10 protein-coding genes are annotated in these 12,276 nt (G+C 35.4%); 8 read left to right on the top strand and 2 right to left on the bottom strand.

Going from position 1 to position 12,276, the window contains the following annotated elements:
• The first annotated feature begins 171 nt into the window (after nt 1-171).
• From FTRAC_RS17865 to FTRAC_RS17855, 3 genes are read left to right on the top strand one after another with little or no spacing between them, the layout of a single operon-like run.
• Nucleotides 172-2,595 (top strand): glycoside hydrolase family 31 protein, encoded by a 2,424-nt coding sequence (locus tag FTRAC_RS17865; protein WP_013455687.1) that lies wholly within the window; start codon nt 172-174, stop codon nt 2,593-2,595.
• Between the two features lie 19 nt (nt 2,596-2,614).
• Complete coding sequence (locus FTRAC_RS17860) at nt 2,615-3,832, top strand: glycosyltransferase family 4 protein (protein ID WP_013455686.1); 1,218 nt, start codon at nt 2,615-2,617, stop codon at nt 3,830-3,832.
• On the top strand, nt 3,825-4,820 hold the full coding sequence (locus FTRAC_RS17855) for a polysaccharide deacetylase family protein (RefSeq protein WP_013455685.1): 996 nt from the start codon (nt 3,825-3,827) through the stop codon (nt 4,818-4,820). The genes FTRAC_RS17860 and FTRAC_RS17855 overlap by 8 nt, the downstream gene beginning before the upstream one ends.
• A gap of 160 nt (nt 4,821-4,980) precedes the next feature.
• Here the strand turns inward: FTRAC_RS17855 and FTRAC_RS17850 are convergent, their stop codons facing one another.
• A complete protein-coding gene (locus FTRAC_RS17850) occupies nt 4,981-6,114 on the bottom strand; it encodes a glycosyltransferase family 4 protein (protein WP_013455684.1) in 1,134 nt (377 codons plus the stop codon).
• A gap of 121 nt (nt 6,115-6,235) precedes the next feature.
• On the opposite strand from FTRAC_RS17850, the gene FTRAC_RS17845 reads away from it, so the two are divergent.
• From FTRAC_RS17845 to FTRAC_RS17825, 5 genes are all read left to right on the top strand, one after another.
• On the top strand, nt 6,236-7,474 hold the full coding sequence (locus tag FTRAC_RS17845; protein WP_013455683.1) for a M16 family metallopeptidase: 1,239 nt from the start codon (nt 6,236-6,238) through the stop codon (nt 7,472-7,474).
• A 2-nt stretch (nt 7,475-7,476) separates the two neighbouring features.
• The gene (locus FTRAC_RS17840; RefSeq protein ID WP_013455682.1) at nt 7,477-8,121 is read left to right on the top strand and encodes an O-methyltransferase; all 645 of its coding nucleotides are present in this window, start codon (nt 7,477-7,479) and stop codon (nt 8,119-8,121) included.
• On the top strand, nt 8,118-10,163 hold the full coding sequence (locus tag FTRAC_RS19510) for a lytic transglycosylase domain-containing protein (RefSeq protein WP_013455681.1): 2,046 nt from the start codon (nt 8,118-8,120) through the stop codon (nt 10,161-10,163). The genes FTRAC_RS17840 and FTRAC_RS19510 overlap by 4 nt, the downstream gene beginning before the upstream one ends.
• 169 nt (nt 10,164-10,332) lie before the next feature.
• Entirely contained in the window at nt 10,333-10,749 is a 417-nt protein-coding gene (locus FTRAC_RS17830) for a response regulator (RefSeq protein WP_013455680.1), read from the top strand.
• 34 nt (nt 10,750-10,783) lie between these two features.
• Complete coding sequence (locus tag FTRAC_RS17825; protein ID WP_013455679.1) at nt 10,784-11,677, top strand: DUF3078 domain-containing protein; 894 nt, start codon at nt 10,784-10,786, stop codon at nt 11,675-11,677.
• Nucleotides 11,678-11,715: 38 nt separating this feature from the next.
• Here the strand turns inward: FTRAC_RS17825 and FTRAC_RS17820 are convergent, their stop codons facing one another.
• The gene (locus FTRAC_RS17820; RefSeq protein ID WP_013455678.1) at nt 11,716-12,240 is read right to left on the bottom strand and encodes a hypothetical protein; all 525 of its coding nucleotides are present in this window, start codon (nt 12,238-12,240) and stop codon (nt 11,716-11,718) included.
• Nucleotides 12,241-12,276 lie beyond the last annotated feature (36 nt).

Genomic DNA, 12,276 nt, shown 5'->3' with positions numbered 1-12,276 from the left:
ATTTATGATAGAATACATCAAAAAATACTGCTTTTACCATTAATTAAAAGAGGATTCACGCATTAACCCTTAATTTAAAAAAAATAAAGAAATACTTAGTGTATTAACTACAATAAGTAGTTAATTTTGTAAAATGAATGGCGGTAAATCGCTAAATATTAATACGTTAAAATGGAAGAAAATAAAGACAATACCCAAGAATCTGAAAAGGATTTCGAAGGAAATTATATAGAAAAATTTCAAGAGCAGAAGGAAGAGGAGTTTTACCCAGGCGGTATTATTAGCTGGAAACAAAAGAAAGGTAAAATAAAAATCTATGCTCAGCATTCCACTTTGGAATTAAGCATAATCAATGCGAAAATCCTCAAATTCCGATATGCCAATGACGGATATTTCGAAGATGATTTTTCTTACGCTATAGATCCTGAATTTGAGTTAGGTAACACAAATTATCAATTTGAAAACCAGGAAAAATCACTTGTTATTAAAACAGATCTACTGCTATGCCTCATCAATAAAGCAGATGCTACTATTAAAATTCTAGATAAAAACGGAAAGATTTTAGTTGAAGATGAGAAAGGCTACCATTGGAAAGATGAAAAAAGATTTGGTGGACATGTGGTGATTTCCACTCTAAAATCTTCCAAAACCAATAAATATTATGGGCTTGGAGATAAAACGGGCAGACTTAACTTGAATGGAACGCGCAGGGAATTATGGGGAACTGACTGCTACGGATATGGCAATGAAACTGATCCCGTTTATAAAAACATTCCTTTCTTCATGGGATTAAATGATGGAGAAGGCTACGGCATTTTCTTGGATAATTCGTTCAGAACCTTCTTTGATTTTGGACATGAAAGGAAAGAAGCTTTGAGTTTTTGGGCTCAGGGTGGTGAAATGCGCTATTATTTCATTTATGGCCCACATTTAGAGGATGTCGTTCAAGATTATACAGAACTAACAGGTAAATCTCCTATGCCACCAAAATGGGCACTAGGTTATCATCAGAGTAAATGGAGCTACTATCCTGAAAGTACAGTTCGTGATTTAGCTAAGACCTTTCGCGATAAAAAAATCCCATGTGATGTCATCCATTTAGATATTGATTATATGGACGGCTATCGCTGTTTTACCTGGAATAATGAAAGATTCCCAAATCCTAAACAGATGATAGAAGATTTGAGGAAAGATGGATTTAAAACCATTGTCATCATTGATCCTGGAATTAAAATCGATCCGCTCTATACTGTTTTTCAGCAGGGTGTCCATCATGATTATTTCTGTCAACGAATGGATGGCGCTAGATTTAAAGGCAGTGTGTGGCCTGGCCCTTGTCATTTCCCTGATTTTACTAATCCTGCTGCTAGAAAATGGTGGTCGGGATTATTTGGAGGACTTTCTCAAGATGGTGTTGCCGGAGTATGGAATGACATGAACGAGCCTGCAGTTTTCGAAGAAGGTACTTTCCCTAGAGACGTAAGACATGATTATGACGGACATCCTTGTAGCCATAGAAAAGGGCACAATGTATATGGAATGCAAATGGCAAGGGCAACCTATGAAGGCTTGGAGCAATTTGCTGGAAACAACAGAAGTTTTACCATTACCCGTTCCGCTTATGCAGGAATTCAACGATTTAGTTCTGTTTGGACAGGTGATAATCTTGCTTCCTGGGAACATTTGAAAATTGCTAATGTGCAATGTCAAAGATTAAGTGCCTCAGGTGTATCTTTTGCTGGTTCTGATGTAGGTGGGTTTATTGGCGCACCTGATGGAGAATTATACACTCGATGGATTCAAATGGCTACTTTCCATCCTTTTTTCAGAACGCATTCTTCTGGCGATCATGGAAATAAGGAACCTTGGCAGTTTGAGGATAAATATTTAAATATTGTTAGAAGATTTATTGAATTGCGGTATGAAATCATGCCTTATCTCTATACTACTTTCTGGCAATATTCAGAATTTGCTAAGCCCATGCTGAGGGCAATATCATTGGCTTATCATAATGACATAGAGACACTTGATCGTGAGGAAGAATTTTTACTAGGTCAACATCTATTGATTTGCCCAGTTTCAGCCCCAAAAGTAAATGAACGCATGATGTATTTGCCAGAAGGCGAATGGTACAATTTCTGGACGAATGAATTAATCTTAGGTAAAAAAGAAATTACAGTTGAAACCCCACTAGAACAAATTCCCATTTTCGTAAAAGCTGGGGCTATTATTCCTATGCAAGATAAAATGCAGTATGTAAATGAATTTGTACCTGAAAATATCAAGCTTCATATTTATAAAGCGATAAAAGAAACAGAAAGTGAGCTTTACGAAGATGATGGACTGACAAAAGATTTTGAAATGGGTATCAGTACGTTGCACACTTTTGTTCAAAACATCGTTGATAACAAAACCAGCATAGAGCATACCATGGATTCAGAATATGACTCCGGATCAAAAGGCTTTGAAATTCAGCTACATGGCTTTGGTATAATAGAAAAAATTATAGTTGATGGAAATACAGTCAGTGCAAACAATAATGCTACAATAATTATCGATCGAAATTTTAGTACGTTAGAAATCATAAAACAGTAAACCTTAAAAATAGTTGCTCATGGAGGTATTGATGATAGGACCCGGGAATCCGAACCCGCAAAACAGTGGATTAGGCATTGCTTGCTACCATATTGCTCAGCATTTAGCTAAAAATGTGCATTTAAAGTTATTTTCAGTAGAAAGTGCAGAAGAATTAGCGGATCAGGAATTGGAAAGCAGTAGAACAGAAACACTTAACCGACAAAAATTAACCAACAAAAAGCAATTGAATGCAGATTTGGTTCACCTTTCTGTTAAAAGTAAATTGAATCCATACTTCTATTCTTCAAGTGTTGAAATCGAGCAAGAATACAATGAAAGCATAGCGCTTTCCGTGCAAGAAGCACTAGAAGAATTCAGCCAAAAAATCATATCAAAAAGCCGTAATCTAGATTTTGATATTATTTATGCACATGACTGGACTGCCATTCCAGCCTCCAAAAAACTAAAGGAGTTAAGCAATAAACCATTTGTTCTGCATATCCATGCACTTGATTACGATAGAAGTGGAAAAAAGAGCAATTCATGGTTATTTGACTTGGAAAAAGAAGGCATGCAAATAGCCGATTTGGTAATTGCTGTAAGCGAATATCATAAGAAAATCATGGTTAAAGAATACGGCATTAAAGCATCCAAAATCAAAGTGATTCACCATGGGCTTGATAAGCTGCAAGCTTCCGATTATAAAGCACCATTTGATGAAGACATTATTCTATTCTGCGGGCGATTAAGTTTACAGAAAGGCGCTACCACCTTTATCGATATAGCTGAAGCCCTGTTAAAAAAAGACCAGAATCTTCGGTTTGTGGTTACTGGACAAGGCGAACTAATGGAAGAGATGATAGCTACCTCAACCGAGAAAGCAATATGGGATAAAATTCATTTTACGGGTCATCTACCTCAAGAAGATGTTTTCGCCATTATGAAAGCTGCTCAAGTGATGGTTATGCCCTCTTTATCAGAACCTTTTGGATTGTCAGCACTGGAAGCAGCCAGTTTAGAATTACCATTAGTACTCTCTCAAAATTGTGGTGTGGCTGAAGTCTTGAAAGATACCCCCACAGTAGCGAAACAGGACATAGATGGCTATGTAACGGCCATACGAGAAATATTATCCAATAAGAAGCAATCCTTAAAAATTGCCAAGCAGAATGCTGAATCTGTACACAAAAGAAATTGGAAGAGCGTTTCAGAAGATATATTTTCAGCTTTAAAGCAAGAATTGAAAAATGGATAGTTATCAAATCATACATTTCAATCATCCGCTAGAGGTGAAAAAATTATCTTTTTTAGATATAGGAAAGAACCTACCTGCTATAGATGAAAACAAAAGTAGAGAAAATTTTACATCTGATTTCTCCAATACTATTCTACCTAAATTAAAAACGGTCTTGAAAATGGCAGAGGAAAATAAAGCGCCTCTGGTTTATTTTAGTTTACCATTTTTGAATTTTCTTAATCAACAGGATTCAAATCTTTTGATTGAAATCAAAAAACATGTGAATAGTGGGGAAATTCAGCTAGTAGGTTCTTGTGCTTATCATTCTTTTAGTTATTTATGTTCTCCCATTCTTTTTAAGAAAGAAGTAGAAATTTACTTAGAAGGATTAAAAGATTATTTCGAAAAGAAACCGGGCATCTTCATTAATACCGCTTGTTTGTATGATGATCAAGTGGCCGAAATCGTGAAATCACTGGGCTATCAAGGCATTATAGCCACAGCAAATCCATGGCATTTAGCTGGGAAACATTCTGGTCAGGTCTATAAGTCGAATACTGCTCAACCTTTCAATATTTTACTTTCGAATGGTGATGGCCCCGATAATTTTCAAATAAGTTTGGTTAATGGATACGGAAGTGCATATTCTTCTGATTTCATTGACAAAGATATCTCAAACAAAAAGCAGATACAGGAATTGTTCTTAATGATCGATGAAGAAGAGCATTCTGTTTATGCTGTGAGCTTACCCTTAAGTTCTCCATCTTGGGAACATAAAATCCCTGACTACACTAACAATCCGCTTCAAAAGGCTTTATTGAAGCAAAGTTCAGCTTTAGTCAATCAGTATCATGACAAATTATCTGCAGAGGATTTAAAACTTTTAATGCTACTCTGCCAACCCGACCATCTTCTGCAAATCAACCAAACCAGCAAGGAAGAAGGTTATGACCATTTTATTAGTAGTATGAATCATTTGACGGATATTAGCCTTAGATACAAATAATTACGAATTATGAATAGGTTAATTAGGAATTGGGTATGAGTTTTAAGTCGTAAGTATTAGGTTTTGGGTAAACTCTAGATCAGACGATAGTTAAATTATCTTTCTTGGCTGTCTTCGGTCTGACCTTCGGTGCTGACCTAATCACCCCACACCCATCATCCTACTTCTTGTATATCCCCATCAGATCCCTCGCAATCTTTCCAGAAGAAAACTGCTTCAAATGTGTATCGACATTTTTTAATAACTGTTCATTAAAGTCATTATCATCTGCCAATTTCACCATTTGTGCAGCTAATTCTTCATGATTTTTTGGATCGGCATATAATGCATGCTCCCCTCCCGCCTCTTTCATCGCTGACTGATTTCCAGTAACCACAGAAGTTCCCACAAAAAGTGACTCCAATACCGGAATTCCAAAACCTTCGAAACTAGAAGGATACACTGAAGCTACTGCACCCTTGTACAAATAAGGTAATTCTGTAAATGGAATATTATTATAAATTCTAACGCTTTGATCTAGCTTCAGTCTACTAATTTCCTTCTCTACTTCTCTTTGATAGTCTGTCTTTTTACCTACTATCAAAAGCAATAAATCATGTTTAACCTGATTTAAGACCAATTTAAAAGCCTGAACTAGGTCCTTAGCATTCTTTCTATCCTCAATCGAACCAACATATAAGAAATAAGGTTGGTGCAAACTATATTGATCAAGCAAATACAACAACCTTCTGGTTTTTAATTCCTGTCTGTAAATAGGATGCACACCTTGATAGACAACATTGATTTTAACAGAATCGATATCAAAAAAATCCATAATATCAGTCTTCGTTTGCTCGCTAATCGCAATAATCTCATCTGCTTTCTTGCAGGCTGATTTAAATTTCTTCTTATATATTCTCCTATCAATAAAAGGGTAAAAGTCAGGGTAGCGCAAGAAAATCAGATCATGAATAGTCACAACTTTCTTTGTGTTGTCTTTCAAGCCAGAAGGCAACTCATTACTTAGCCCATGAAAAACATCTGCATCTTGCTTCATTGCTAGCTTCCCGATCCTTTTCGAACGCCATGCACTTTTCAGTGATCCCGCCTTCCATAAACCTGAAGGCAAAACAGTTATCTCCTTATTTTCTTTATGAAAAAGTGTTGCCTCTTCACGCTTAGACACCTTGGGGGTAAACAGCGAATAGTGCTCCTCTGGATAATGCTCCTTTAAAGCTGAAATCACAAATCGACTATAATTACCTAAACCAGTGAAATTATTGAAGGCACGTTTGGCTTCAAAAGCTATATGCATACTAAAAAAATTAAATCCTAAAAGTCGAAAGTACTCAAAACTAAATAAATTTCCTTTGTGGAGCTCATTACTTCTTTAAAAAGAAAGATAATTTGTAGTTTTGCACCTAAGCGGGGAATGAATGAATCAATATAAAATTAAGACTTTAGAAAACGGAATTAGAGTTATCCATCAGCCAGTAAGCAACTCTAAAATAGTGCATTGTGGCTTTGCTTTGGACATTGGGAGCCGTGACGAAAAGCCTCACCAGGTGGGAATTGCCCACTTTTGGGAACACATGGCTTTCAAAGGAACCAAAAAACGTAAGACTTTCCATATTCTCAATAGATTGGATTCTGTGGGTGGAGAATTAAATGCTTACACCACTAAGGAAAAAATATTTTTTCATGCTTCCGTTCTGGAGCAATACTTAGATAAGGCCATGGATCTATTGGTCGACATTACCTTTCAATCCATTTTTCCAGAAAAGCAAATCGAAAAAGAAAGGCAAGTCATTTTAGAAGAAATGGCGATGTACAAAGATTCTCCCGAAGATGATATTCAAGACCAATTCGATGAGGTGATTTTCTCAGGGCATCCACTAGGAAATAATATTTTAGGCACTGAACAAAGTCTTAAAAGCTTTACTCGCCAACATTTCCTAGAATTTCTGGAGGAAAACCTAGATACTGAACGTACTGTTTTTTCAATAGTGGGTGATATTTCGGAGAAAAAATTGGAACGTTATGTAAAAAAATATTTGGAGCCAATTGCTCATCACAAAAGAAAAAGAGAAAGAATTCCATTTGAAGTTTATCAACCTAACACCTTAAATTTCAATAAGGAGATTTCACAGTCTCAATGCGCAATCGGAACTACGGCCTACCCCATCCATCATCCGAAAAGACTAGCTTTCTTTATGTTGGTTAATATTTTGGGTGGCCCTGGCATGAATAGCCGATTAAATATGGCACTAAGAGAAAAGCATGGATTTGTTTACGCCATTGATGCTGGCTACCATCCATTCACGGACACCGCCCTTTTTAGCATATTTTTCGGGACTGATCCGGGGCAACTTCCGAAAAGTATTAAACTAGTGAAAAAGGAATTGAGGAAATTGCAGGAAAAACCTTTGGGGAGTCTGCAATTGCATGTAGCCAAACAGCAACTGATGGGGCAATTAGCCATGGCAGAAGAAAACAACATGAGCTATATGCTGATGTTGGGCAGAAGCTTATTAGATAAAGACAAAATTGAATCTTTAGATGAACTTTTCGAACAAATCAAAAAGGTTTCAGCTACAGATTTGCAAGATACTGCCAATGAGATTTTCGCTGATGAAAGATTAAGCATCTTAACTTATAAAGCCAAAAGAAGATAATTATGGAGTTTTTAGATCCAGATTTAGAAAAGTATATTGATTCCCATACAGAGCCTGAAAATGAGTTACTTTATAAAATCAATAGAGAAACGCATACAGAGGTTTTAAAGCCAAGAATGTTGAGCGGGCATTTGCAAGGCAGAGTTTTATCCATGCTTTCTCATATGATAAAGCCTGAGAACATATTGGAAATTGGTACTTACACAGGCTATTCTGCTCTTTGCATGGCAGAAGGCTTGAAAGAGAATGGAAAGCTTATTACGATAGATGTAAATGAAGAACTAGCAGAAAGAGTAACCGATTACTTTCAATCTTCAGAATATTGCACTAAAATTGAAATGAAAATTGGAAAAGCATTAGAAGTCATTCCTAAACTCAATAAATCTTGGGATATGGTGTTTATAGATGCGGATAAATCAAATTACCTGAACTACTACAAACTATGTATTGACCAAGTCAGAAAAGGCGGCTATATTTTAGTGGACAATGTACTGTGGAGTGGAAAAGTGCTGGAGAAAAACCGAAAAAAATTAGATAAGGATACTGAAAGTATGCTTGAGTTTAATGAATTTGTGCATCAAGATCACAGAGTTCAAAATGTATTATTTCCAATCCGTGATGGATTAATGATTTTAAGAAAAAAATGAAAACAACACTTTCTCTATTATTTAGCGCTTTCTTCATTTTCTCATCAAATCTGTGGGCTCAGCAAGTTCCGTCTCGAATGGAGTTTGCTAACATGGACTTAAGGTTAACATCAGGAGCTGTTGATGACATCCAAGCTGATGTAGATGCCCTCACTCGAAGCGAAAAATATTTTCAGAAGAAATTAGAGCGAGTAGATATGTACATGCCGATTATTGAAAGGATTTTCAGAGAAGAAGGTTTGCCTGAAGATTTCAAATATTTGGTGATTCAGGAAAGTGCCTTGGTTTCCGATGCAGTTTCTAGTAGTAATGCAGTTGGATTTTGGCAATTTAAGGAAATTTCAGGTTTAGAAAACGACTTAAGAATTGACCGAATTGTAGACGAAAGAATGAATATCGTTTCATCTAGTCGTGCCGCAGCAACCTATTTAAAAGATCATAATAAGTATTTTGATAATTGGGCTTATGCCTTAATAGCCTATCAAAGAGGGCGTGGGGGAGCTGCAGATGTTATTGATGAGAGCAATTTTGGTAAGACTCGATTGAAAATCACCAGTGATACTTACTGGTATTTAAAAAAATATCTGGCACACAAAGTGGCTTTCGAACATGCCCTAGGGACTTCTAAGCCTCCCTATTACCTTAAAGAAATTGAAAATGTGCAAGGCAAATCACTAAAATCAATTTCCAAAGAAGAGAATGCCCCTTTGGAACTCTTGGAGGAATACAATAAATGGATTAGAAGAGGAAAAGTACCTGAAGATAAAAACTATACTGTAATTGTCCCTCTCAGCAATTTGGAGAAAATTGAAAAATTGCAAAGTAAAAAGAAAACGGCAATGGAAGATCTACCTGGAGATATAGATGATAGTGAACAGCAAAATTTTCCTTTAGTCGATCACTATCCTAGCAGGTCAGATCGTTCGATCCCCCATGAAGTTGAAATCAATGGATTGGACGGAATTTATGCTCCTGAAGGCTATACTGTGAAGAAATTAGCGGAAACAGCGGGAGTAGATGAATACAAATTCAGAAAATGGAATGATCTTAAAATTAGAGAGGAATTAAAGACGGGCAAAATATATTATCTAAGAAGAAAAAGAAATCGAGCTAAATTCTACTACCACACAGTGGTTCAAAATGAAAGCATGTGGGAAATAAGTCAGAAATACGGACTTAAATTAAAAAAGCTCTACAGAAAGAACAGAATGGAATCTCCTCAAGAGCCAAAAGTAGGGAGGGTGCTCTGGCTACGGCATAATCGCCCTGCAAATGTTCCGGTTGAATATAGAGATGTTCCTAGAAATCAAATAAAGGATGCAAAGGAGACAAATTCTAAACCTTTAGAAAAACAAGAAGAAGTGAAAGTAGAAGATGAAAAGTCTCAAGATTTGGTTTTAGATTCTATTCCATCTAAAGACCCGCAAAATGTTGCAGATAGTAGTTTATCAGTATCTAAAGAAAATAGTGTGACAGAAAATTCACCTTCTATTAAAAAAGATAGCCTAAATACGCAGCAAGATATTGCTTTGCATGAGGACTCGACAACTGTTGAACAAATAGAGGTCGCAATGGAAGATGAAGAAGAGGAAGTTCCTGAAAACGACATAGTTGATCAAAATCAAGTGGACCAAACAAATGAATTTGATGAGCGAGATTTCGTTGAATATTCAATAAAAAAGGGCGACACATTTTTTTCAATAGCCAACCGGTTTAACATGAAAATCTCTACCCTATTGAATGTAAATAATTTAGGAATTAGAGATACTTTATCGATCGGACAAATTATTAAAGTTAATAAAGATGGATATCCAGTTGAATCTTCCATTGAAGAGGAAGTAGAAAAACCAATTGATAATCAAACACAAGAAGCTACACCAGAAGTTGATAAAACTAGTATTGAACATAAAGTGGTTTCAGGTGAAACGATGTATGCTCTTGCAAAAAAATATAAGGTGAGCTTGAAAGAAATCATGGAATGGAATAATAAGCAAGACTACAATCTTAAGGAAGGTGAGACAATTATAATTAAGCAGAAATAAATACGGCCTTAACGTAAATTCTTGCCCACAATATCTTACATTTGTGTCATCTATCGAAAAAATATTGCATTTCGAAAGAATTATGTTTTAATTAAAAAAAACTTTACTTATGTTTAGAAATAACTCTAAACAGAGTAAATTAATCAATAGATTACAAGGGTAAATTTACATGGTAACAGCTACAAAAACTGTTGATTTAGTGATGCTTGTTGATGATAATGATACTGACAATTTCATTAGCAAGCGTATCATCGAAATAACTGAGTTCGCAAAATATGTTGAAATCAAAAATTCGGGCAAGAGTGCCTTAGAATATTTGGAAGAAAACAAGGATGATCCTGACAAGCTTCCTAATATTATATTTTTAGATATCAATATGCCAATTGTTGACGGTTTCGTTTTTCTATATGAATTCGAAAAGTTTTCGGATATTGTGAAAGATAAATGTAAAGTTATTATCTTATCTAGTTCAGATAATAAAAGGGACATTGATAAGATTGTCAATAACGATCATGTAATTAAATTCATCACAAAACCACTTACAGAGAACGCACTGAATGAAATCCGTTCTCTTGACCTTTACTAAGTAATTTACTGATTATTAAAAATATCTTTGCTACATGAAGATAACATTCACTATTTTATTCAGCTTTATTTTAAGTTTACCAATTTTCGCTCAAAATGATAGTATTCAGTCAGATACTACCTACTGGAGTAAAGGTGCTGTACTAAATTTAAATTTTTCTCAAGTTGATCTCACCAACTGGAATGGAGGAGGTCAAAGTTCAATTTCCATTGGTGGTTTAACAAATTTCAATGCTAATTATGCCAAAGGAAAAAATGTTTGGGACAATAGGTTAGATATGGCTTATGGTCTATTAAGGCAAGGTGATGGAGATACCCCATTTATTAAAACTGATGACAATATAATTTTAACTTCCCGTTACAGTCGGCAATTAAAGAAAAGAATGTTTTTGTCTGCTATTGTTGATTTCAGAACTCAATTTGATGAAGGATTAAATGAAGAGAATATCGTCATCTCTCGTTTTATGTCTCCTGGATTTCTATTAGGCAATATTGGTTTAACTTATAAATACAAAAAAATATTTACCGCCACTTTTTCTCCACTATCATCTAAAAGCACTTTTGTTATGGATGATAGTCTTGCTACAGCAGGAGCTTATGGAGTTACTCCTGGTGAAAATTTTAGGTTTCAAGGCGGTATTAACTTTTCCTCCTCTTTTCAAAAGGACATATGGGAAAATGTAAATTTATCTACCAACCTGAATTTATTTGCTGATTATGAAAAGTTGGGTAATGTTGATATTAACTGGGAAACTGCTTTAAATTTCAAAATCAACAAATTCCTTTCTGCAAGTTATAGTACTCAACTGATTTACGATGATGATATCAAATCAAAGGAAGTTATCAATGAAACAACTGGTGAATCAAGAAATGTAGCTGGAATACAATTCAAAAGTGTAATGAATATTGGACTTAACATAAAAATCTAAAAACTCATTCAGCCCCTAGCCAACTTCAAAATTGCTGGTTAATAATCAGTATCTAGTCCAAATGTATCCCTTAGCTTACCTAACAAAGGATTTTCCTTCAGCATAGCTTCAAACTTATCTTTAGCAGTATATGGTCGATCTGCAGCCTTTTCAATATTAACTTTATGTTGCAATTGAATTGAACTATTTTGAAATGTTTTCCTAATGTAAGTCAAAAAATTAGCTCTAATTTTTTCAATTCCATCAACCTCTATCGGATTTGTTAATTCTACAGTAATCATTTCCCCCTCCAATTTGACGGAATTTTTTAGGGAGTTTGCAGCAACAGGTCCAACATCATTTTTATCCAAAAACTCTAGAATCACTTTTTGTAATTCCGAACTGCTTAATTCTTTTCCTCCTTCATTTGCAGTATTTTCAATTATGGCTGAATCTTCGTCCTCCTCTTTTTTAGGTGATTTCTCTGGTTGATCTGGCTTAATCTTATCACCAGGCTTAGGAATAGAGGGTGATGATTTTAACGGTTTGCTTTGTGTTGCCTTTGCAGCAATCTGATCTGCCAAAGATTTGCCCTTAGCTTCCTCCTTTGAAGTAGACTC

It is taken from the genome of Marivirga tractuosa DSM 4126, assembly GCF_000183425.1.
In the GTDB taxonomy this organism is placed as follows: domain Bacteria; phylum Bacteroidota; class Bacteroidia; order Cytophagales; family Cyclobacteriaceae; genus Marivirga; species Marivirga tractuosa.
Note: the sequence above shows the minus strand (reverse complement) of the source record. Positions and strands in the feature narration are given on the sequence as shown.